At 73.7% G+C, this 21,441-nt stretch carries 18 protein-coding genes and 4 riboswitches; of the genes, 7 read left to right on the top strand and 11 right to left on the bottom strand.

What is annotated here, in order from left to right; genetic code table 11:
• Positions 1–32 precede the first annotated feature (32 nt).
• Positions 33–176, bottom strand: a riboswitch (cobalamin riboswitch).
• A 77-nt stretch (positions 177–253) separates the two neighbouring features.
• Positions 254–330, top strand: a riboswitch (cobalamin riboswitch).
• Positions 331–547: 217 nt separating this feature from the next.
• A complete protein-coding gene (locus tag ACFWPT_RS07145) occupies positions 548–1,912 on the top strand; it encodes a hypothetical protein (RefSeq protein WP_380480318.1) in 1,365 nt (454 codons plus the stop codon).
• A gap of 676 nt (positions 1,913–2,588) precedes the next feature.
• On the opposite strand, the gene ACFWPT_RS07140 is transcribed toward ACFWPT_RS07145, so the two are convergent.
• From ACFWPT_RS07140 to ACFWPT_RS07110, 7 genes are all read right to left on the bottom strand, one after another.
• Positions 2,589–3,068, bottom strand: coding sequence for a flagellar hook-length control protein FliK (locus ACFWPT_RS07140; protein WP_380480188.1), 480 nt, complete (start codon positions 3,066–3,068; stop codon positions 2,589–2,591).
• 30 nt (positions 3,069–3,098) lie between these two features.
• Positions 3,099–4,172 carry a peptidase gene (locus ACFWPT_RS07135; RefSeq protein ID WP_380480186.1) on the bottom strand — a complete coding sequence of 358 codons (1,074 nt, stop codon included), beginning with the start codon at positions 4,170–4,172 and terminating at the stop codon, positions 3,099–3,101.
• A gap of 99 nt (positions 4,173–4,271) precedes the next feature.
• Positions 4,272–4,412, bottom strand: a riboswitch (cobalamin riboswitch).
• A 67-nt stretch (positions 4,413–4,479) separates the two neighbouring features.
• The gene (locus tag ACFWPT_RS07130; protein ID WP_380480184.1) at positions 4,480–5,256 is read right to left on the bottom strand and encodes an enoyl-CoA hydratase; all 777 of its coding nucleotides are present in this window, start codon (positions 5,254–5,256) and stop codon (positions 4,480–4,482) included.
• On the bottom strand, positions 5,253–6,167 hold the full coding sequence (gene mmsB, locus ACFWPT_RS07125; protein WP_380480182.1) for a 3-hydroxyisobutyrate dehydrogenase: 915 nt from the start codon (positions 6,165–6,167) through the stop codon (positions 5,253–5,255). The genes ACFWPT_RS07130 and mmsB overlap by 4 nt, the downstream gene beginning before the upstream one ends.
• Positions 6,164–7,237 (bottom strand): enoyl-CoA hydratase/isomerase family protein, encoded by a 1,074-nt coding sequence (locus ACFWPT_RS07120; RefSeq protein ID WP_380480180.1) that lies wholly within the window; start codon positions 7,235–7,237, stop codon positions 6,164–6,166. The genes mmsB and ACFWPT_RS07120 overlap by 4 nt, the downstream gene beginning before the upstream one ends.
• Positions 7,237–8,376: an acyl-CoA dehydrogenase family protein gene (locus tag ACFWPT_RS07115; protein WP_380368400.1), complete on the bottom strand. Its 1,140-nt coding sequence runs from the start codon at positions 8,374–8,376 to the stop codon at positions 7,237–7,239. The genes ACFWPT_RS07120 and ACFWPT_RS07115 overlap by 1 nt, the downstream gene beginning before the upstream one ends.
• Before the next feature lie 7 nt (positions 8,377–8,383).
• Entirely contained in the window at positions 8,384–9,883 is a 1,500-nt protein-coding gene (locus ACFWPT_RS07110; RefSeq protein WP_380480178.1) for a CoA-acylating methylmalonate-semialdehyde dehydrogenase, read from the bottom strand.
• Between the two features lie 216 nt (positions 9,884–10,099).
• Positions 10,100–10,291: riboswitch (cobalamin riboswitch) on the bottom strand.
• A gap of 266 nt (positions 10,292–10,557) precedes the next feature.
• Between ACFWPT_RS07110 and ACFWPT_RS07105 the strand changes: the two genes are divergently transcribed.
• The 3 genes from ACFWPT_RS07105 to ACFWPT_RS07095 all read left to right on the top strand — a co-directional run bounded on the left by ACFWPT_RS07105 (position 10,558) and on the right by ACFWPT_RS07095 (position 12,732).
• Positions 10,558–11,040: a BlaI/MecI/CopY family transcriptional regulator gene (locus ACFWPT_RS07105; RefSeq protein ID WP_380480176.1), complete on the top strand. Its 483-nt coding sequence runs from the start codon at positions 10,558–10,560 to the stop codon at positions 11,038–11,040.
• Positions 11,031–11,978 carry a M48 family metalloprotease gene (locus ACFWPT_RS07100; protein WP_380368405.1) on the top strand — a complete coding sequence of 316 codons (948 nt, stop codon included), beginning with the start codon at positions 11,031–11,033 and terminating at the stop codon, positions 11,976–11,978. Before ACFWPT_RS07105 ends, ACFWPT_RS07100 begins: the two co-directional genes overlap by 10 nt.
• Before the next feature lie 199 nt (positions 11,979–12,177).
• Positions 12,178–12,732 carry a MarR family winged helix-turn-helix transcriptional regulator gene (locus tag ACFWPT_RS07095; protein ID WP_380480174.1) on the top strand — a complete coding sequence of 185 codons (555 nt, stop codon included), beginning with the start codon at positions 12,178–12,180 and terminating at the stop codon, positions 12,730–12,732.
• 3 nt (positions 12,733–12,735) lie between these two features.
• Here the strand turns inward: ACFWPT_RS07095 and ACFWPT_RS07090 are convergent, their stop codons facing one another.
• The 4 genes from ACFWPT_RS07090 to ACFWPT_RS07075 are packed head-to-tail and all read right to left on the bottom strand — an operon-like array spanning position 12,736 to position 17,640.
• Complete coding sequence (locus ACFWPT_RS07090) at positions 12,736–14,244, bottom strand: ABC transporter ATP-binding protein (RefSeq protein ID WP_380480172.1); 1,509 nt, start codon at positions 14,242–14,244, stop codon at positions 12,736–12,738.
• Positions 14,241–15,092, bottom strand: a complete 852-nt coding sequence (locus ACFWPT_RS07085) for an ABC transporter permease (RefSeq protein WP_380480170.1) — start codon at positions 15,090–15,092, stop codon at positions 14,241–14,243. The genes ACFWPT_RS07090 and ACFWPT_RS07085 overlap by 4 nt, the downstream gene beginning before the upstream one ends.
• Positions 15,089–16,087, bottom strand: coding sequence for an ABC transporter permease (locus ACFWPT_RS07080; RefSeq protein WP_380480168.1), 999 nt, complete (start codon positions 16,085–16,087; stop codon positions 15,089–15,091). The genes ACFWPT_RS07085 and ACFWPT_RS07080 overlap by 4 nt, the downstream gene beginning before the upstream one ends.
• Positions 16,084–17,640: an ABC transporter substrate-binding protein gene (locus tag ACFWPT_RS07075; RefSeq protein WP_063352238.1), complete on the bottom strand. Its 1,557-nt coding sequence runs from the start codon at positions 17,638–17,640 to the stop codon at positions 16,084–16,086. The genes ACFWPT_RS07080 and ACFWPT_RS07075 overlap by 4 nt, the downstream gene beginning before the upstream one ends.
• 381 nt (positions 17,641–18,021) lie before the next feature.
• On the opposite strand from ACFWPT_RS07075, the gene ACFWPT_RS07070 reads away from it, so the two are divergent.
• The 3 genes from ACFWPT_RS07070 to ACFWPT_RS07060 all read left to right on the top strand — a co-directional run bounded on the left by ACFWPT_RS07070 (position 18,022) and on the right by ACFWPT_RS07060 (position 21,418).
• Positions 18,022–19,002 (top strand): TauD/TfdA family dioxygenase, encoded by a 981-nt coding sequence (locus ACFWPT_RS07070; protein WP_380480166.1) that lies wholly within the window; start codon positions 18,022–18,024, stop codon positions 19,000–19,002.
• A 92-nt stretch (positions 19,003–19,094) separates the two neighbouring features.
• Positions 19,095–20,084 carry an ornithine cyclodeaminase family protein gene (locus ACFWPT_RS07065; protein WP_380368424.1) on the top strand — a complete coding sequence of 330 codons (990 nt, stop codon included), beginning with the start codon at positions 19,095–19,097 and terminating at the stop codon, positions 20,082–20,084.
• On the top strand, positions 20,075–21,418 hold the full coding sequence (locus ACFWPT_RS07060) for a Y4yA family PLP-dependent enzyme (RefSeq protein ID WP_380480164.1): 1,344 nt from the start codon (positions 20,075–20,077) through the stop codon (positions 21,416–21,418). Before ACFWPT_RS07065 ends, ACFWPT_RS07060 begins: the two co-directional genes overlap by 10 nt.
• Positions 21,419–21,441 lie beyond the last annotated feature (23 nt).

The following is a 21,441-nucleotide window of genomic DNA, read 5'->3' as shown; positions in this document are numbered from 1 at the left end:
ACCGCGTCGTAGTCCGCGACGACGCAAGTGCTCTGTGAACAGGCCCCCGGTCCAGGCATTCCGGCTCACCCACCACAGGTGGGTCCACGGTTGCGGGTCAGCGCCGGAGTTGGACCGGCTTCCCCTGAATGCCGAGGGCAAAAAATCGGTTCATCAGACCACGCCGGTAGAACAGGAGTCAACGGGTCGTCATGTCGATCACACCACCTCGTGCGCCGGTGCGCCGTGCGGTAGCGTCCGCGGTGGCCGAGCGGGGGAACCCGGTGCGAATCCGGGGCTGACGCGCAGCGGTGTGGGGTGGCCATCGTGCCGCCCTGAGCCCGAATGCCCGCCCGGCCGCGCACCATGGCGAAAGCCGGCCCACGCGATCCGGGCGGCGACCGCTCCGGCAGTCGCGCGCCCTTGAACGGACGCCGGAACTCCGGGGCAGGGTCGGCGCCCGCCACCCCAAGGAGCCTGTCCCGTGTCCCTCCTCGCCCCCTCGCGAACCACCCCCTCGCAGACCACCTCCTCGCGGACCGCCCCCTCCCGCGCCGCCTCCGTCGCCCTGACGGCCGGCGCACTCCTGCTCTCCGCCGTCCCCGCCCACGCGACGGCCAGCCCCACCCAGATAGCCACCTCGAAGAGCACCGGCGTCACCTACCTGAAGTCGCTCCAGGCCGCCGACGGCAGCTACGTCACCGGCGGCGGGCTCTCCAACGAGTGGGCGTTCAGCGCACTCGCGGCCGCCGGCACGGCCGCCGCCGACGTCACCCCCGGCGGCGACCCCACCAAGAACGCCCGCCTGGTGTACCGCGGCCAACTCGCCGCCCCCGGCTGGCCGAGCGCCTCACCGGTCGTCACGGACTACGAGCGCGGCATCCTCAACGCCTACGCCGCCGGCATCGACCCCGCCCGGGTCGGCCCGGGCCGCAACCTCGTCGCCGACCTCGCCACCTACTGGCAGACCGCCGAACCCGGCTACTACGGCCCGTCCGCCAACTTCAACGGCACCGTCTTCGGCCTCCTCGCCCTCGCGGGCGCCAAGACCCAGGCCGGCAACCCCCGCGTCCCGCAGCCGCTGCTCGACGCCTCCGTCACGGCGGTGCGCGCCAACCAGCACAACGACGGCGGCTGGAACTTCAGCAAGGCCGCAGGCGACCCGAACGCCCTCGCCCAAGGCAGCGACATCGACATGACCGGCGCCGCCATGGCCTCGCTCTGCACCGGGGGCGTCCCCGCCACCGACCCGGCGATCGTCGCCGCCAAGAACTTCCTCAAGGGCAAGCTCACCGCCTCCGGCGCCTTCAACGCCATGTTCGGCGTCAACACCGACTCCAACGGCTGGGCCGTCTCCGGCCTCAACGCCTGCGGCATCAACCCCCAGGGCGCCGACTTCACCAGCGGCACCGGCAAGAGCCCCGTCGACTTCCTGATCGCCCAGCAGTTCAAGCCCGGCGGCGGCTTCAAGTACCTGCCCACCGACACCACCCCCTCCACCTACGCCTCCGTCGACGGCCTGCGCGCCGTCGCCGGCGCCGGCTTCACCGCCACCCCGCCGGCCCCGACCACCGCCGGCGAGCCGGCCTGGGCCGCCGCCACCACCTTCGTCCCCGGCACCGCCGCCAAGCTCGCGCTGGTCATCGACGACGGCACCAACCCCCTCAAGGTCTGCGCCGTCACCCTCACCCCGACCGGCACCACCGCAACCCTCGGCGACGTCCTCGACGCCGCCGCATCCGCGACCCCCGCCGGCTGCGTCACCGCCGTCACCCCGTCCTCCGGCACCGGCGCCGTCACCGCGATCAACGGCACCGCCAACAGCGGCTCCTCCACCTGGAAGATCACCCTGGACGGCACCACCGCCACCACCGCCACCCGGGCCACCACCGTTCACCTCGGCGACACCGTCTCGCTCTGCTACGGCAACTGATCCGGATACCCTGGCCGTCCTGGACGCGGAAGCAGCGAGCTGACCTGCCATCACATCACGCCGGGTGCACGGAGGGACTTCCACCGGGCCCCCGGCGGCCCGAGCCCGCACCGCCCGACGCCGACGCCCCAGACCAGCCTCTTCGCGACCCGACAGGACCCAACCCACCCGCCGCACAAGGGAGTTATCGGGGCGGAGCCTGGCGGGTTTGCGGCCTGGACTGCGCGGTCGGGGTGCGGTTCTATTCCACAACGCGCCCGACCCGCCCCACTGCTGAACCACCCGATGCCCCACAGCGGCCCCGCGCACCGATTCCGGTACGCGGGGCCGCTCACACGTCCCGGCGCCCAGCTTCTGCAGACCAGGGTCCTTCGCCTCAAGTTCCTTACGTATTAGTTGAGTTCAGAAACACGCAACGGCCACACCGCCGTCCTGGAGATGCTCGGACGAGAGCTGAGCTGGCGTGTCGAACAGCGAGGGTGTGGACCTGGCGGGACCAGGCGGTTGCCTTGTCCCACGGCTGCTGACCACCGGCGGGAGCGTGGTGAACACCCTGTTGTTCACCGCTGCGACGGCCACCATGGTGCTGCTCGCCCGGCGGCGCCGAACGTGCCGCACCGCCGGTGCCCCGGCCCCCCCTTCCGGAGGGGCCGGGGCACCGGGGTGTCTCCGGAGGTCAGGGCGCGGTGACGCCCGGCTGGGCGCCGGCGCCGAAGGACCAGCCCTCGACGTCGCCGGGTGCCGGGTTGTAGCCGCCCGCGCCCAGGTTGCTGTACGACCAGGGGCCGCCGTGCTGGGCGTGCCAGTACGACCAGTAGGCGCTGCCGGTGGGGTTGGTGCAGGTCGTCGGCAGGGCGTTGATGGTGCAGACGAAGCCCGGGTAGCGCGGGTGGAAGGTGTACGCGAACCCGGCGCCGGTCAGCGCGGCCAGGCCGCTGGCGGGGTCGCCGGGTGCGCAGCCGGTCTGGATACCGCCGCCGACGGCGGTGAAGTCGACCACGACGGTGACGCCGGTGGTGCCGTCGCAGGCGGCGGCCTGCGCCTTCGGGGCCTGGACGGCGGAGACGCCGAGCAGGCCGGCGGTCAGGGCAGCGGCGGCGGCGATCGAGCCGAGGGTGCGGCGGGCCGGGCGCGCGGGCGCCGGGGTGTCGGTCATCGGAGCTCTCCTCTCGGGGTCAGCGGGTGGTCAGCGGGTGGTCGCCGGGCAGGCCGGCACGGGCGCGTCCGGGCGGGCACCGGCGGCGGAGAGGGTGGCCAGCGGGGTGCCGGCCAGGCCGAGGACGGCCTGCGCGGTGGCCCGGGCGCCGGTGGCCGGGTTGAAGCCGGTCGCGTCGTAGGCGACCGCCCCCCGCACCGCCGGGTCGGTGGCGCAACCCTGCTGGAGCTTGACCAGGCTGCTCCAGCCCTTGAGGCCGGCCACGAAGCGCCCGCCGGAGAGCAGTGTCTGCGTGGCGAGGCCGGTGGTGTTGGCGTTGGACGCGGCGGCCCCGGCGGCCGGGAAGCCGCCGTCGGCGTTCTGGTGGGCGGTCAGCCAGCCGAGCCCGGCGTTGGCCTTGGCGGTGCGGCCGGTGGCGGCGAGGGCCTGGGCGGCGAGCGCGGTGGCGTCCGGGTCGCTGGTGCAGGTGGCCTGGCCGAAGGCGACCGGGTAGCCGCCGTCCGCGCACTGGCTGTTGGCGAGGAAGTCGACGGCCGCGGCCGGGGCGCCACCGGTCGTGCGGTGCAGGGCGATCAGGGCCAGGGACTGGCCGAAGGCGTTGCTGTAGTCGCCCCACTGCGAGCGGTCGGAGAACCGGCCCTCGGCGGTCTGGAGCGAGCGCAGGCGGGCCGGCAGGTCGACGCCGCCGAAGGCCGTCGGGTTCCCGCCGCGCACCTCGACGGCGAGCAGCAGCTTGGCGGTCGCCCCGGCGTAGGCCTCGGTGGTGCCGTCGCCGAGGTAGCCGCTGATGATCTCGGGCTTGGCCAGCCAGGCGGTGGCCTTCGCGGCGGCCTGGTCGGAGCTGCGCGAGGCGGCGAAGGCCAGTACGGCGTCGATGGTCAGGCCCTGGTCGGGGTAGGCGGTCCCGTTGAAGACGGACTCGAAGTGGTCGCCGTCGACGAGCTGGCGGGCGAGCCAGCCGCCGGCGGCGGCATCGGGGCGGATCGTCGGGGACGAGGTCGCGGCAGCAGGCGCGGCCTGGGCGGCAGCGGCCGCCGGGAGGACGGTGGCGAGGGCGAGCGCGGGTATCGCGAGGAGGCGCAGGGGGCGTCGGAACGAGGGCACGGTGGGCCTTTCCGGGCCCGCACGCAGGGGCCCGGAGGACGGCGGCACCAGCCGGGGCAGCCCTCGGAGCTCCGGCCCGCAGACCACGACGGGAGGAGGGGACGACACACCTCCGCCGCCGGGTACTCGGGCTCGCCGCCGACGTGGAGTCGGCGGCCTACCGTTGCGGGTCAGCGCCGGATTCGAACCGGACTTCCCCCAGCGGCGGAGTCACAACTTGACGGCCCATCATGGCGATACGGAAAAGATCCGGTCAAGGGTTCGTGCGTCACATCGCGCCACATCGCGCCGCGAACTGCTCGGACCGTCAGCGGTTGAGGAACTCCGGCGGGCGCTTCTCGGCGAAGGCCGCCATGCCCTCCTTCTGGTCCGTCGTGGCGAACGTGGCGTGGAACAGGCGCCGTTCGAAGCGCACGCCCTCGGCGAGCGTGGTCTCGTACGAGCGGTTGACGCTCTCCTTGAGCATGACCGCCGCCGGGGTGGACATCGCCGCGATCGTCTCGGCCACCGTCAGGGCCTCGGCCAGCAGCTGGTCCGCCGGGACGATCCGGGAGACCAGGCCGGCCCGCTCGGCCTCCTCGGCGCCCATCATCCGGCCGGTCAGGCACAGTTCCATCGCCTTCGCCTTGCCGACCGCCCGGGTCAGCCGCTGCGAACCGCCGATGCCCGGGATCACGCCGAGCTTGATCTCCGGCTGCCCGAACTTCGCGGTGTCCGCCGCCAGCAGGACGTCGCACAGCATCGCCAACTCGCAGCCGCCGCCCAGCGCGTAGCCCGCCACCGCCGCCACCACGGGCTTGCGCAGCGCGGCGAAGCGGTCCCAGGCGGCGAACCAGTCGCCGAGGTAGGCGTCGACGAAGTCGAGCGACTGCATCTCCTTGATGTCGGCGCCGGCCGCGAAGGCCTTCTCCGAGCCGGTGATCACCAGAGCACCGATCTCCGGATCGCGGTCGAACTCCGTTGCGGCCGCCACGACTTCGTTCATCAGCCGGGTGTTGAGCGCGTTGAGCGCCTTGGGCCGGTCGAGCGTGATCAGCCCCACCCGGCCCTTGCGCTCGACCAGGATCGTCTCGTAGCCGGTCACTTGCCGTCCTCCCTCAGGGTGGTGATGATCGCCGAGAAGTCCAGGCCGGCGCCGTCGTCGGCCTGCGCGAAGTCCGCGTACAGCTGTGCCGCCCTGCGTCCGAGTTCGGTGGGCAGGCCGGCGGCCTCGGCGGCCCCGGCGGCGAGGCCGAGGTCCTTGGCCATCAGGGCGGCGGCGAACCCGGCCGCGTAGTCGCGGTTGGCCGGGCTGGTCGGCACCGGTCCGGGGACGGGGCAGTTGGTGGTGAGCGCCCAGCACTGGCCGGAGGCGGTCGAGGCGACGTCGTAGAGGGCCTGGTGGCTGAGCCCGAGGCTCTCCCCGAGCACGAAGGCCTCGCTGACCGCGATCATCGAGATGCCCAGGATCATGTTGTTGCAGATCTTCGCGGCCTGCCCCGCACCGGGGGGTCCGCAGTGCACGACCTTGCGGCCCATCGCCTCCAGCACCGGTCGAGCCGCCTCGAAGTCCGGCTCGGCGGCTCCGACCATGAAGGTGAGGCTGGCGGCCGTGGCACCGACCACCCCGCCGGAGACCGGCGCGTCCACGGCCCGGTGCCCGGCGTGCACGGCGAGGTCGTGCGCCGCCCGGGCGTCCGCGACGTCGATCGTGGAGCAGTCGACGAAGAGTGTTCCCGGGCGGGCGGCGGGCAGCAGGTCCGCGTAGGCGGCCAGCACGTGCCGGCCGGCCGGCAGCATGCTGATGACGACGTCGGCCTCCCATACCGCCTCGGTCGCGGACCGCGCCGGACGGACGCCGTTCTCCGTCCGGGACGCCCGCCGCAGTGCCTCGGGCGCCAGGTCGTAGCCGGTCACGGTGTGTCCGGCCGTGGCGAGGTTGGCGGCCATCGGGCCGCCCATGTTGCCGAGTCCGATGAATCCGATGACTCCGTTGAATCCGTTGCGGTGGGTCACCAGCGCTCCAGGGGTGTGGTGGGGGCCAGGCCGAGTTCCCGGTCGCCGAGCGGGGCGAAGTAGCGGGCCACCGTGGCGGGCTCGACGGCGCTCAGCGTCGACGGGTTCCACCGCGGGGAGCGGTCCTTGTCGATCACTTGGGCGCGGATCCCCTCGGCCAGGTCCGGCGTGGAGAGCGCCGCGCAGGAGGTCCGGTACTCCTGGTCGAGGACGGCCTCCAGCGGGCCGAGGGTGCGGGCCCGACGCAGGGCGGCGAGGGTGGCCTTCACGGCGGCGGGCGAGTTGGCGGCGATCCGGTCCGCGGCCTCCTTGGCCTCCGGTTCGCCGCTGTCCCGCAGGCGGTCGAGGATCTCCTCCACGGTGTCGGCCCTGTAGCAGTGGTCGATCCAGGCCCGCCGACCGTCCAGCAGGCCGGCCGGTGCGGGCCCGACGTTCCGTTCGAGGGCGTCGTGCACGGGGAGTTCGGCCAGGTCGTCCAGCAGCGCGGGCAGCCGCTCGGCCGGGACGAAGTGGTCGGCGAGGCCGCAGAGCAGCGCGTCACCGGCACCGACGGAACCCGCGGTCAGGGCTAGGTGGGTACCCAGCTCGCCCGGTGCGAGGGCGAGCAGGTAGGTGCCGCCGACGTCGGGGACGAAGCCGATGCCGGCCTCGGGCATGGCGATGCGTGTGGTCCCGGTGACGATCCGGACGCTGCCGTGGGCGGAGACCCCGACCCCGCCGCCCATCACGATGCCGCTCATGAGCGCGACGTAGGGCTTGGGGTAGCGGGCGATGCGGGCGTTGAGGCGGTACTCGTCGCGCCAGAACTCCTCGACGGCGCCCGGGTCCGCGCCGGTGGCGGCGCGGTGGATGGCGACGATGTCGCCGCCGGCGCAGAAGGCCCGCTCACCGGCGCCGGTGATGACCACGGTGTCGACCCGCTCGTCCTCCTCCCACGCGTCCAGGGCTTCGGAGATCCTTCGCACCATGCCGTGGGTGAGGGCGTTCAGGGCCGCGGGGCGGTTGAGGACGATCAGGCCGGCCCGGCCCTCGCGGTGGACCAGGACCTCGTCGAGGTCGTTCCCGGCCATCACGCGGCCCCGGTCAGGCCGCGGGCGACGATGACGCGCATGATCTCGTTGGTTCCTTCCAGGATCTGGTGCACCCGCAGGTCGCGGACGATCTTCTCGATGCCGTACTCGGCCAGGTAGCCGTAGCCGCCGTGCAGTTGGAGCGCCTGGTTGGCGACCTCGAAGCCGGTGTCGGTGGCGTGCCGCTTGGCCATCGCGCACAGCTCCGGCGCTCTGGGGTCCCCCCGGTCCAGGGCCGAGGCGGCCCGCCAGAGCAGCGACCTGGCCGCCTCCAGCTCCGTGGCCATGTCGGCGAGCCGGAACTGCAGCGCCTGGGCGTGCAGGAGCCGGGCGCCGAACGCCTCGCGGTCCGCCAGGTAGCGGGTGGCCCGTTCCAGGGCGTCCTGCGCTCCGCCGAGGGAGCAGGCGGCGATGCCGAGCCGGCCGCCGTTCAGCCCGTTCATGGCGATCCGGAAGCCCTCGCCCTCGGCTCCCAGGAGGCGGTCGGCCGGGAGCCGGACGCCGTCCAGCCGCACCTGGCGGGTGGGCTGGGCGTTCCAGCCCATCTTCTTCTCGTCGGGCCCGAACGAGACGCCGGCGTCGTCGCGTTCGACGACGAACGCGGACACCCCGCCGGCCCCCGGTCCGCCGGTGCGGGCCATCACCAGGTAGACCTGGGAAGCCCCTGCGCCCGAGATGAACTGCTTGACGCCGTCGAGGACCCAGTGCGCCCCGTCCCGGCGGGCTCGGGTGGTCAGTGCCGCCGCGTCCGAGCCCGCGCCGGGCTCGGTGAGGCAGTAGCTGGCGGGGGTCGCCATGGCGCTGAGGCCCGGCAGCCAGCGGGCGCGCTGGGCGTCGTCGCCGTAGCGGTCGATCATCCAGGCGACCATGTTGTGGATGGACAGGTAGGCGGCGATGGACGGGCAGCCGGTGGCCAGCGCCTCGAACACCAGCACGCCGTCGGCGCGGGTGAGCCCGGAGCCGCCGGACTCCTCGCGGACGTAGACACCGGCCAGGCCGACGTCCGCCGCCTTGCGCAGCACGTCCACCGGGAAGTGCTTGGCCTGGTCCCACGCGACCGCGTTCGGCGCCAGGTGTTCGCGGGCGAAGGCCCGGGTGGTCGCCGCGATGGCGAGCTGGTCCTCTGTGAGGTCGTGCACGGCGCCCTCAGCCCATCGTCGGGATGGTGAAGCTCGCGCCCTCCTTGACCCCGGAGGGCCAGCGCGAGGTGACGGTCCGGGTGCGGGTGTAGAAGCGGATCGAGTCCGGCCCGTGCTGGTTGAGGTCGCCGAACCCGGAGCGCTTCCAGCCGCCGAAGGTGTGGTACGCGACCGGCACGGGGATCGGCACGTTGACGCCGACCATGCCGGTGTTCACCCGGCGGGCGAAGTCCCGCGCCGTGTCGCCGTCCCGGGTGTAGACGGCCACGCCGTTGCCGAACTCGTGCTCGCCGGGCAGGCGCAGCGCCTCCTCGTAGTCGGCGGCGCGGAGCACGGTCAGGACGGGGCCGAAGATCTCCTCCCGGTAGATCCGCATGTCGGGCGTGACGCGGTCGAACAGCGAGGCGCCGAGGAAGTAGCCGTCCTCGTGCCCCTCCAGCCGGAAGTCCCGCCCGTCGACGACGAGTTCGGCGCCCTCCTCGACCCCGAGGTCCAGGTAGCCGCGGACCCGCTCCAGCGCGTCGGCGCCGACCAGCGGGCCGAAGTCCGCCGCCGGGTCGTCCGAGCGCCCGACCTTCAACGCGGCGATCCGCTCGACCAGTTTGGCCACCAGGGCGTCGGCGGTCTCCTCCCCCACCGGGACGGCCACCGAGATCGCCATGCAGCGCTCGCCGGCCGAGCCGTAGCCGGCGCCGATCAGCGCGTCCGCGGCCTGGTCGAGGTCGGCGTCCGGCATCACGACCAGGTGGTTCTTGGCGCCGCCGAAGCACTGCGCCCGCTTCCCGTGCGCGGCGGCGGTGGCGTACACGTACTGGGCGATCGGTGTGGAGCCGACGAACCCGACCGCCTGCACCCGCGGGTCCTCCAGCAGGGTGTCGACGGCCTCCTTGCCGCCGTTGACCACGTTCAGCACGCCCGGCGGCAGCCCGGCCTCCAGGAACAGCTCGGCGAGGCGCAGCGGCACCGAGGGGTCGCGCTCCGAGGGCTTGAGGACGAAGGCGTTGCCGCAGGCGATGGCGGGTGCGGCCTTCCAGAGCGGGATCATCGCGGGGAAGTTGAACGGCGTGATGCCCGCGACCACGCCGAGCGGCTGGCGCATCGAGTACACGTCGATGCCGGTGCCCGCGTTGTCGCTGAACTCGCCCTTCAGCAGGTGCGGGATGCCGGCGGCGAACTCCACGACCTCCAGGCCGCGTTGGATGTCCCCGTGGGCGTCGGCCACGGTCTTGCCGTGCTCGGCGGACAGCAGCCGGGCCAGTTCCTCCTTCTCCTGCTCGACGAGTTGGAGGAAGCGCAGCAGGACGCGGGCGCGCCGCTGCGGGTTCCACGCGGCCCATGCGGGCTGGGCCTGCGCGGCGTCGGCGATCACCGCCTCGACCTCGGCCCGGCTCGCCAGCGGCACCCGGGCCTGCACCCGGCCGGTGTTGGGGTCGTACACGTCGCCGAAGCGACCGGAGGTGCCGGCGGTGGGCTTGCCGGCGACGAAGTGGGTCAGTTCTCGGACCATCGGGTTCCTTCTCTCGACAGGGGTGGGGAGAGGAGGAGGATCGGAGGCCGCCGCCGGTCGGCGGGCGCACGGTGGTGCGCCCCGCGACACGGGCGTGCGGCGGCGGAACGGAACGTCAGGGCGTCGGGGCCCCGGCGGCCGTGGGCACGGGACGACCAGGAGCGGCAGTGGAGCGGGAGCAGCCCGGAGTCATGCGTGTCGTCTCCATCCTCGTGGAAAACACGGAACACCCGCGGCCGGTATCCTGACTCCCGGATCACCGCACGCCCCCAGGCCTTCCCGGCTGGCTGCCAGTGGCCTTCATTTGCGAGGACGAACTCCCCGGTCACAGTGGCGGGACCGTGCCGGACTCACACCGGCTTCCCTGACACCGCGGACCTGCCGTCGACCATATAGTTGGACGTCCTAGTAAGTCCAGAGGCCCGCACGCGCGTTGCGCCATCGGCTTTCCACCGCGCCGAGCGGCACGTGACCGGACGGTGTCCGCAAATCAGGCGCCCGGCAGCGCGGGGCCACGAGCCCGTAAAGTTAGCTGAGGCACACCTAAGCAACACAGGCCGGGCCCATCTTCGCCATACCGGCGCGGGCAGGCCTCGGCCGCCGACCGCTGTCGGCGCCGGAGGTGCGCCTGCCGGGAGTGTGCCTTCCGGGAGTGTCGGGACAGGGAGAACGATGTGAGGGTCGGTCGGGACGCCAGGCGTCCGCACGGGGAACTGGTCGCGGACGTGCTGGCGGTGTTGTGGGCGGCCGGCGAGCCGCTGACCGCCCAGCAGGTCAAGGAGGCGCTGGACCACGGGCTGGCCCGCACCACCGTGACGACGATCCTCACGCGCCTGCACGAGAAGGGGACCCTGGTCCGCAGCCGCCCCGCGCGGTCCTTCGCCTACGCCCCGGTGGAGGACGCCGCCGGACTGGCGGCCGGGCGCATGCGCCGGGAGTTGGAGAAGGAACCCCAGCGGGACCTCGTGCTGAAGCGGTTCGTCTCCTCCCTGTCCGAGGACGACGAGGACGTGCTGCGCCGCCTGCTCCTCGATGCCCAGACCGAGGCCGAGGCCGAGGCCCAGACCGGGGCCCAGACCGGGGCCCAGACCGGGGCCAGGGCCGCGACCGCGGCGGACTCCGGCAGGCCCGGGCCCGAGGACGACGCATGGGCCTGATCCTGACGGTCGTCGCCCTGGCCCTGCTGCTCCCCTGGGCCGCGGCGCCCGCCGCACGCCGCTTGGCCCTGCTGCTCCCTCCGCGCGAGGCCTCGCTCGTACTCACGGGCGCGGCCGTCCTGCTGGCGGGCGGCACCGTCGCGGCACTCGCCGGGCTGTTCCACGTCCCGTTCCTGGCAGGCCTGGAGCACCTGCCGCTGTCCGGCGTCGTCGCCCGGTGGCCGGCCGTGGTGCCGGTGTCCTGCGCTGCCGGGGCCGCGCTGGCCGTCCAGGCCGTACGGCTGACGCTGCGGTGGCGCGGGCACCGCGTGCTCCTCGCCCGCGCCTGGGGCCTGACCGCTGATGCGACGAGCGACGGCGACCTGCTCGTGGTCGCGGGCAAGGACGCCGAGGCCTTCGCCCTGCCCGGCCACCGGGGGCGCCCCGGCCGCGTCGTCGTCTCGGCCGGCATGCTGAGCGCGCTGGGCCCGGCGGAGCGCGCGGTGCTCCTCGCCCACGAGCGCGCCCACCTGCGCGGGCGCCACCACCTGCTGTCCGCCGCCGTCGACCTCGCCGCCGCCGTACACCCGGCGCTGGCCCGGCTGCGGGCCGACCTCGACTACCACCTGGAACGCTGGGCCGACGAGCAGGCCGCCGCCGCGGTCGCCGACCGGCGCACCGCCGCGACCGCCATCGCCCGGGCGGCCCTGGCCGGATCGCCGTCCGCCCGCCGAACCGCCGGGCCCCTGCTGTCCGTGAACACCGGCCCCGTGCCCCAGCGCGTCCAGGCCCTCCTGGGCCCCGCACCCGCCCGCCCGACCGGCCGCAGGGCGCACGCCGCCGTCGCCCTGGTCGCCGCCGTCACGGTCGCGGCCCTGCTCGGCGTGGCCTTGGCCTACGGGCTGCACGAGTATGTCGAGTACGCGGCCCGGACCCTGAGGGCTCACGGCCCGGTCTGACGACATCGATGTAGACCAACCGTGCGGGTCCGGGTATGGTGAGGCTCGGCTTACCCGTGCGGGTCTTGGCGCAGCCGCCCGCCCGCCGGCGATCAGAGGCCGCGTTCACTCCGGCCTCCGGGCTCGGCATCCCCACGCGGGTGCCGCCACCATGGCCCCGGTCCGAGAACACGGCGGCCACCGGACGATGGGACCTGGCGTGTACGACGGGAGGACGGGCTCGACGAGCCCCTTCGAACAGACCGTCTACCTCCTGTCGACGGCCGGCAGGGCGGTCGACCGGCTGCTGGCCGACCGGCTCGACGCGAGGGGAATGGGCCCGGCCCATCAGGCGCTGCTGTCCGCACTCGCCCAGCTGGGGCCGCACGGGCGCCGCGACCTCACCGAGCACGCCGCCGCAACCGCAACCGCCGCAACCGGGGCCGACTCCGCCCAGGCACTGGACGACCTCCTGTCGGCAGGCCTGGTGCACTCCATGGTCGTCCAGATCGGCGGGCGGCAGGAGGTGCTGACGATCACCCCGGCCGGGCAGGCAGCGCTGGACGTGCTGCACGACGACGCATCCGCCGTACAAGGCGACCTGCTCAGCTCGTTGACGAAGGGCCAGCGCGCCGAACTCAACTCCCTGCTGCGGCGGGTGTGCACGGCGGCCGCCCGCGGCGCGGGACGCCGCACGCCCTCGCCCTCGCCCTCGCCCTCGGGCCCCGGCTGGGTGCTCACCGGCGGACAGCGCCGACGGTGGATCTCCGAGTAGGAGTCAGCGGACGCCGGCGGGCTGCTGCGCGGTGAGCGGTGCGGGGCGGGGGCCCGCGAGAGGCAGGACGTGGTCGGCGTGGCCGGTGACGAGGGGGAGGTCATGGCTGACGAGGACCACCGCCAGGCCCCGGCTGGTGCGCAGGTCGTCGAGGAGGTCCATGAGTGCGGCAGCGGTGTCGGTGTCGAGGGCGGAGGTGACCTCGTCGCAGAGCAGGACGTCGGGTTCGGCGGCCAGGGCGCGGGCGAGGGAGACGCGCTGGCGTTGGCCGCCGGAGAGTTCGTGGGGGTGGCGGGTCGCGTAGTGCGGGGGCAGGCCGACGGCGGTGAGCAGTTCGGCGACGCGCTCCTCGCACCGGGCGGCGGGAAGACCGAAGTGCAGCTTCAGCGGCCGGGTGAGGGTGGCACCGACGGTGTGGGCCGGGTTGAGGGCGCCGAGGGGGTTCTGGGGGACGAGCTGGATGCGGCGGCGCTGGTCGCGGCTGCGGCGCCGGTAGGACGGGGCCAGGTGTTCGCCGTGGAGGATGACGCTGCCGGACTCGGGCCGGTGAAGGCCGGCCAGGGTGCGCAGCAGCGTGCTCTTGCCGCATCCGGACGGGCCGGTGATCCCGGTCAGCGTGCCGGGCATCAGGGCGAGGTCGACGGCGGCGAAGACGCGGTGACGGGTGCGGACCGTGCCGATGCCGGCGCTGAGCGCCTTCACCTCCACGACGGGCGGCATTCCGGAGGCGGCCCTGGTACGAACGCGTGCGGCCTGCACGGCCGTTGCCGGCACAACCCCGGCCACAGTCCCAGCCCCAGCCACAGCCACAGCCCCAACCGCAGCCGGGGCCGCGGCAAGGCGGTCGGGCCACAGGGCCAGAACGTCGTCGGCGCAGCGGGCGACGAAGTCGGGGTCGTGGCTGGTGAGGGCGATGGCGAGGCCGTCGGAGTCGGCGATCTCGCGCAGCAGGTCGGCGATGTCGTCGCGCAGGGCCGGGTCGAGGCCGGCGGTGGGTTCGTCGAGGAGGAGGATCTCGGGCCGTCGGGCGAGGGCGCGGGCAAGGGCGACACGCCGCTGCTGGCCGCCGGACAGGCCTGCGGGGCGGCGGTGTTCGAGGCGCTCACCGACCGGCAGGCGGACGGCGCGCAGCAGGTCGGGTACGGAGGTTCGGCGGCGGTCGGCGGCCGTCTCGGTCAGGAGGCGGTCGACGCGCATGCGCGGGTTGAGGTCTGAGCCCGGGTCCTGGCCGACGAAGGCGAGCTTGTGGCGGCGAAGGCGGCGCAGGTCCTCGGGCGGGAGGGCGAGGATGTCGTGGCCGAGGACGTCGAGGGTGCCGGTGGTGACGCGGGCGCCTGGTGGGAGGGCTCCGACCAGGGCGCGCAGGAGGGTGGTCTTGCCGGCGCCGGAGGGGCCGGTGACGGCGGTGATGCGGCCCGGGGTGAGGGTGAGGGTGGCGTCGGTGAGCAGGGGCGTGTCCGCGAGGGTGATGGACAGGCCCGTGGCGCGGGCGGCGGGGGCGGTGGTGCTCACAGCGGGGTCTCCGGGGTCGGCCGGGCGGGGGCGAGGGCTTCGGCGGCGAGGTTGACGCTGATGGCGAGCAGCCCGATGGCCAGGCACGGCGCGCCGACCGCCCAGGGGTTGAGGGTGATCCCGGCGGCGTTCTCGCGGATCATCAACGCCCAGTCGGCTTCCGGGGGTTGGGGGCCGAGCTGGAGGAAGGCGGCGACCGAGACGATGTAGACGCCTTCGACGAAGCGCAGGCCGAACAGGGCGAGGAGGGTGGAGCGCAGGTTGGGCAGGACCTCGCGGACCGTCAGGTGCCACAGGCGTTCGCCGCCGACGGCCGCGGCCTCGACGTAGCCGGTGGCGGCGATGGGGGCGGCTGCCGCGGCGACGATGCGCACGGCGTAGGGAATGCCCAGGAGGGTGGCGGCGGCTGCGACGGCCAGGCGTCCCCCGGCGGGCCAGGCCAGGGCGATGAGCATGATGGCGAGGACGGAGGGCAGGAGGATCGTCAGGTCGGCGGCGCGTTCGATCCACCGGCCGAGCCGGGGCCGCAGGACGGCGAGGATGCCGAGGACGGTGGCCGCCGCCGTGACGACCAGGGCGATGGCCACGGCCGTGGCGATCAGGGGTGCGCCGCCGGTCAGCAGGCGGCTGAGGACGTCGCGGCCGAGCTGGTCACCGCCGAGCGGCGCGTCGCCGCCGGCTTCGGCGTAGGGGAAGGTGACGGGGGTGTCGATGGGGTGAGGGGCGAGGAGCGGTCCGGCGAGGGCGAGGAGGACGAGCAGGAGCGCGGGGACGGCGCGGACGAGCACGTGCCTGCTTCGCCGGGTGGCGGGCGCGGGGGCCGCTGCGGTCGGGGCATCGGCGGTCATCGGCGCTCCTCTCCGAGGGCGGTGGTGCGGACGAGGTCGGCCAGCAGCAGGAGCAGGCTGATGGCGGCGCCGGCCGCGGCCACGACTCCGGCGACGAGCGGGGTGTCACGGTCGGCGATGGCCCCGGCCAGGACGGCGCCGATGCCGGGGTAGTTGAAGAGGGTCTCGACGACGACGGTGCCGCCCAGCAGCATGCCGGCGGAGGTCGCGATGCCGACGGCGATGGCGGACAGGGCACCGGGGAGCATGTGGTGGCTGAGGATGCGTCGGCGCGCGAGGCCGTCGAGGACGGCGGCCTGGACGTGCGGCAGCGCGGCCTGGTCGGCGAGCGCGCCGCGCACGATGCGGGTGTTCCAGCCGATCTGGGGGACGGCCAGCGAGAGCACCGGCAGGACGAGCATGGTCCAGGACTCGGGGGCTCCGTCGGGGCCGGTGAGGGTGACGGCGGGCAGCCAGCCGGTCCACTGGGACAGCAGGAGCAGGAGGGCGACGGAGACGACGAACTCCGGGAGGGCGAACGCGGCGGTGGAGGCGGCGTCGATGGCGCGGTCGGCGCGTCCGCCGGGGCGCAGGGCGGCCCGGCTCCCGAGCGCGAGGGCGCCGATGGTGCTCAGGGCGAGGGCGAGGGTGCCCAGGAGCAGGGTGTTGGGGAAGGGGCCGGCGAGGATGTCGGTGACGTGCTGGCCGCGCGCGGTGACGCCGAGGTCGCCGGTGGGCAGGCCGGTCATCCAGTCCCAGAAGCGTTCGGCCACCGGGCGGTCGAGCCCGAGGGCGCTGCGGCGGGCGGCGAGGTCGGCGGCGGTGACCCCGCGCTCGGCGGTCGCGCCGGCGGCGTCGCCCGGGAGCAGCTCGACGGCGGCGAAGACGCCGGCGAGCAGGACGACGAGCAGGGCCAGGCGCCGGGCCGCCTGCCGGGCACCCCGGCCCGCACCGGGGAGGATGCGGGCCGGGGTGCCCTGCGGCGCGCGGGCGCCGGCCGGCTGGAGCGTGGTCAACGCGCCAGCCAGGTCTTGTCGAGCTGGACGCGGCCGTAGCCGGGAAGCCTGGGCAGGTCGCGCACGGCGGCTCCGGCGAGGTCGATGCCGTCGGCCATGCCCCACAGCAGGTAGCCGGACTCGGCGAACTCGATCTCCTGGAGCCGGTGCAGCAGTTTGTCGCGCGCGGCGGCGTCGGCGGTGCCCATGGCCGTGCGGTAGGCCTCGTCGAACGCGGGGTCCTTGAAGGCGGACTCGTTCTGGCCGGCGTCGGAGAGCATCGTCTTGGAGGCGAAGAAGACGACCGAGTCGTTGGTGCCCCAGTACGTCGTGTAGAGCGGCGCCTTGAGCCAGGTGGCGTCCCAGAAGACCTTGGAGTCCTGCTTCACGACGTTGATCTTCACGCCGGCCTCGCGGACCTGGGTGGCGAACAGGGTCGCGGACTCGGCGAGGCCGGAGACGTCCTCGGTGGTGATCAGGTCGTAGGTCCGGGAGGTGTCGAACCCGGCGTCGGAGAGCAGCTGCTTGGCCTTGGCGAGGTCGCGCCCCCGCTGCGGTATGTCCTTGGCGAAGGCCGGGTCGCCGGTGCCGAGGATGTCGTTGGCGACGCTGCCGTAGCCGGAGAGGACCTGCTTGACCATGGCGTCGCGGTCGACCGCCAGCTTCAGGGCCTCGCGCACCCGTGCGTCGGCGAACGGGCCGTCGGCGGTGCGCATGACGACGGGCATCGCCATGTCGTTGGGGCGGCGCAGGATCTGGACGTCCTTGCGGGCCTCGGCGGTGCGGGCGGCGACGGCGCCGACGTTGGAGGCGAGGTCGATCTGCCCGGCGAGCAGGGCGTTGGCCATGGCCTGCGGGCTCTCGAACAGGCGCACCTCGACGGCGTCGAGCAGCACCTTGCCGCCGTACCAGTTGTCGTTGCGCACCAGCCGGGCGTTGCCGTCGCGGTACCAGTCGAGCTTGAACGGGCCGGTGCCGGGGGCGCCGGCGATCGCGTCGTCCTTGGTGTCCTTCTTCAGGACGAAGGTGGTCAGACGGGTCAGCAGCGGCAGATCCGCGTTGGGGTAGTCGGAGACTAGGACGACGGTCTTCGCGTCCTCGGCCCTGATGCCCTCGGGCTGGATGCCGGGCAGCCGGCTCTTGCCCGCCGGGGTGTTGCGCAGGCGCTGCAGCGACCAGACCACGTCGGCGGCGGTGACCGGGGTGCCGTCGTGGAACGTCGCGCCGTCGGCGATCGTGAAGCGCCAGGTCTTCAGGTCCTCCGACGGCTTCCAGGAGGCCAGGCGCGGGACGGTGTTGGCGGTGGATCCGGGAACGGCCAGCGTGTCGTAGAGCAGACTGATGATCAGGTAGTCGCTCTCGTTGGCCTGCGTGCCGTGCGGGTCACGGGTGATCGCGGAGGCCTTGCCGAGAGCACCGACCTTCAGCGTCCCCCCGGCGCGGGGCTGCGAGGACACCGCGCCCGCGGACGCGGCGTCCTTGGATCCGCCCGCGCCACTGCCGCAGGCGGCGAGCGCACCGGCCGCCCCGATACCGGCACCGGCCCACAGCAGCTCTCGTCTGGTGACGCCCACGTTCGTTCCTCGATTCGGGTTGAGCTCGATTTGCTTAGGCTTACCTACCCTAAGTTTGAGACGGGTCGCAAGCCGCCCGACGGAGCGCACCGGCCCACCGGACGTGCGCCCCCCTGCCGCAAACAGCAATCCGAGCAGCGGAGTTGCCCCCGCGCGGCGCATGCGCCGCCACCCCGAACTGAGACTACGTAAATGTAGACATCCGATCGGGTAAGGCTTGCCTTACCTCGAAGTCGTTGTTACGTTTCCTGTCGTCCGGCCGTCCGAGCCGACCCGGACCCCACGCCTCACGCGCTGCTCCCGCCCGCCGTCCCGCACCGGCGCGGTGATGCCGCGTGCCCGCAACACCTCTCCCCACCCCTGCCCACGGAAGGCCCCGCCGTGCCCACCTGCCCTGCCCCGGTACGCCGTCTCGACACCGCCGCCACCGCGGAACTGACCGCCACCGCCGCCAAGCTGCTGGACTTCCACGGCTCCGCCACCAGCCCCCGCCTGCTGGCCGACCTGCCCGTGATGTGCGCCCAGCTCAGCCGCGAACTCCGGCACGCGCTGCGGCCCGTGGACACCGCCGACGGCCTGTTCGTGCTGCGCGGACTGCACCCGGACGACACGGAGCTCGGCCCGACACCCGGCCACTGGTCGACCGTCGGGGACGCGGGCGCGCTGTGGGACGTCGTGCTGCTGCTCGTCTCCACGCTGATGGGGACCCCGATCGCCTGGGACGGCCAGCAGGAAGGCCGGTTCGTACACAACATCGTCCCCTCCCCCGGCCACGAGAGCGAGCAGACCGGCGCCTCCAGCTCCGTCCTGCTCACCCCGCACACCGAGGACGCCTTCCACCCCGGCCGCGCCCACCTGCTCCTGCTGTGCTGCATGCGCAACCACGACAACATCGCCACCACCGCGGCCAGCATCCGCCTCACCGACCTCGCCGACGAGGACGTCGCCCAGCTCAAGCGTCCGATCGTGCCGATCCTGCCCGACGACGCCTACGAGCAGGCCCAGCAGTTCGCCGGCCGACCCGCACCGGTGCCCACCCTCTTCTCGGCACCCGAAGGCCTGACCATGCGCTTCGACCCCGCCTACACGCCGGTCGAGGACGCCGACGAGACCTGGCGCGCGGCCTACCGGCGCCTGGAGGACGAACTCGCCCGCGTCTCGGTGGCGGTGAGCCTGGAGCCGGGCGACGTGCTGGTCGTCGACAACGACATCGTCGTCCACGGCCGCGTCCCCTTCCGGGCGCGCTACGACGGCACCGACCGCTGGCTCAAGCGCGCCTCCGTGCGCGTCGAGGGCCGCCCCACCCGCCCGGTCGCCGAACACGACGAACACGGCTACGGCCAGGCCGCGCTCACCGCCTGACCTGCCTTCCTGCTCTCCTGCTCTCCTGCTCTCCTGCCATACCGACTTACCGCCTTCCAGATGCCGCCTCACCCATCCGAAAGGGCACCCCCGTGGACCGGGACGACACCACCCTGCGCGTACTCTCCACCAGCGACCTCGCCGGCCTGGACATCACCCTGACCGACGTCGTCGACACCGTCGAACAGGCCTACCGCACCCTGGCCGCGGGCCAGTCCGACAACCCGCGCAAACTCACCGTCAAGCCCGCCGACGGACACTCCGTCTCCTACGCCATGCTCGGCCGCGACGGAGCGCGCAACGTCGTCGCCATCAAGACCTCGTACAAGCACGGCCTCGACAAGGGCCGCGAGGAGCAGCACTACTACACGACGCTGACCGTCTACGACGACGTCACCGGCCTACCGGTCGCCATGATGGACTGCTCGCGCATCGGCTCGCTCCGCACACCGGCCGTCTCCGCCCTGCTGGCCCGCGAGTGCGCCTCCCCCGACGCCTCCACGGCGCTGGTGATCGGCACGGGCACGCAGGGCCGCCTCGCGCTGCCGTTCCTGCTCACCACACTGCCGAAGCTGGAGCGGCTGCTGCTGGCCGGCACCCACCCCGACGGCATAGCCGCCGTCCGCCAGGAGCTGGAACGCCACTTCCCCGGTCGCGAGCTGGAGTTGGTCACCGACCTCGAGCGCGCCGCGCACGACGCGGACGTCATCGTCGCCACCGCCGGCGCTCACACCTCCGCCGCCGTCGAGGCCGACTGGCTGAAGCCCGGCGCGACCGCGATCCTCGTCGGCCACGGCCTCGCCCCGTCCACGCTGCACCGAGCCGACCGCGTGATCGCCACCAGCGAGGCCCAGATGCGCGTCACCGGCACCGACATGGCCGACGCCGACGGCAACCTGCCCGCCGTCGACCTGGAGCTGCCCGCCGCCATCTCCGGCGCCTCCCAGGCCCGTACCGCACCCGGCCAGCGGATCTTCGCCTACAACAGCGGCCTGGTCGTCACCGACATCGCGCTGGGCCACCGCTTCGCCCAGCTCGCCGCCGACCAGAACCTCGGCACCGAGGTCGCGCTGTGGCGCTGACCCTTCCCGCCCACCCCGATCCCCTCCACGACAGGATCGCGGCCGGAGACCTCCTGCACGACCTCTCCCACGCCTTCGGCGGACCGTTCCACTTCGTGCTGCCCGAACGCTTCGACGCCAACCTCGCAGCCTTCCGGGCCGCGCTCGACGAGGCGGAGGTGGAGGGCACGGTGTACTTCGCGAAGAAGGCCAACAAGGCCGCCGCGTTCGTCGAACGCTGCGCCCACGCGGGAGCCGGCGTGGACGTCGCCAGCCACGGCGAGCTGCGCGAAGCCCTCGGCCACGGTGTGCGCGGCGAGGACCTCGTCGTCACCGGTCCCGCCAAAGCCGAGCCGCTGCTGCGCGTCGCGGCCCTCCAAGGCGCACTGATAGCCGTCGACTCCCTCGACGAACTGAGCCGCGTCCTGCACCTGGACGTCCCCCGACCCGTCCGCATCCTGCTACGCCGCTTCCCACCCACCCGAACCGGGAGCCGCTTCGGCCTCACCGACGACCAGCTCGACACCGCGCTGCTACGCTGCGCCGCGGCGAAGGAGCGGGTCCGGATGGAGGGCTTCAGCTTCCACCTGTCCGGCTACGACGTGCAGCCCCGCACCGACCTCGCCGGAGAACTCGTCGAACTCTGCCTCAAGGCACGGCTCCTGGGGCTGCAGGCCGACCGGATCAGCATCGGCGGCGGCTTCGCCGTCGACTACGTGCCCGCCGAGGCCTGGCACACCTTCCTCGCCGAACAGGGCCCCGACGACTACCACGCCCGCAAGTCCTTCAGCACGGACGACTTCTACCCCTACCACTCGCCCGTCGCCGGAGCCGACGCCCTGCGGGCCATCCTCGCCGCCCGCCCCCACGGCACGGGTGACCCGCTGGCCGGGCGGCTGCGGGAGGCGGGCGTGATGCTGCTGCTGGAACCCGGACGCGCCCTGCTGGCCGGGGCCGGATCCTCGGTGTTCGCCGTCCAGGGCGTCAAGGACCGCCCCGGGTACGGGATCGTCACCGTCGACGGCAGCAGTCTGAGCCTGTCCGAGCAGTGGTTCAACAGCGAGTACCTGCCCGACCCCCTGCTCCTCACCCCGCACCCCGACCAGGACGCCGCGGAGTACCGGGCGTGCGTGGGCGGGGCCAGCTGCCTCGACTCCGACCTGCTCACCTGGCGCAAGATCGCCTTCCCCCGCCGCCCCCGGGTCGGCGACCTGCTCGTCTATCCCAACACCGCCGGCTACCAGATGGACTCGAACGAGTCCCCCTTCCACGACCTCCCCCTGCCGGCCAAGGTCGTCATCCACCACGAGAACGGCCGGCTGCGCTGGCGTCTCGACCGCCGCCCGGCCCTGTGACCCGACACCGCACCGCTCCCGAG

This window comes from Kitasatospora sp. NPDC058478, assembly GCF_042720345.1.
Classification (GTDB): Bacteria; Actinomycetota; Actinomycetes; order Streptomycetales; family Streptomycetaceae; genus Kitasatospora.
The sequence above is the reverse complement of the archived record's forward strand: the minus strand, read 5'-3'. Positions and strand labels throughout refer to the sequence as shown.

Coding starts and splice junctions, on each gene's coding strand:
- ACFWPT_RS07085 (WP_380480170.1), bottom strand. CDS start 15,092: ATGACCGCCGATGCCCCGACCGCAGCGGCCCCCGCGCCCGCCACCCGG.
- ACFWPT_RS07120 (WP_380480180.1), bottom strand. CDS start 7,237: ATGGCCGGGAACGACCTCGACGAGGTCCTGGTCCACCGCGAGGGCCGG.
- ACFWPT_RS07140 (WP_380480188.1), bottom strand. CDS start 3,068: ATGACCGACACCCCGGCGCCCGCGCGCCCGGCCCGCCGCACCCTCGGC.
- ACFWPT_RS07110 (WP_380480178.1), bottom strand. CDS start 9,883: ATGGTCCGAGAACTGACCCACTTCGTCGCCGGCAAGCCCACCGCCGGC.
- ACFWPT_RS07100 (WP_380368405.1), top strand. CDS start 11,031: ATGGGCCTGATCCTGACGGTCGTCGCCCTGGCCCTGCTGCTCCCCTGG.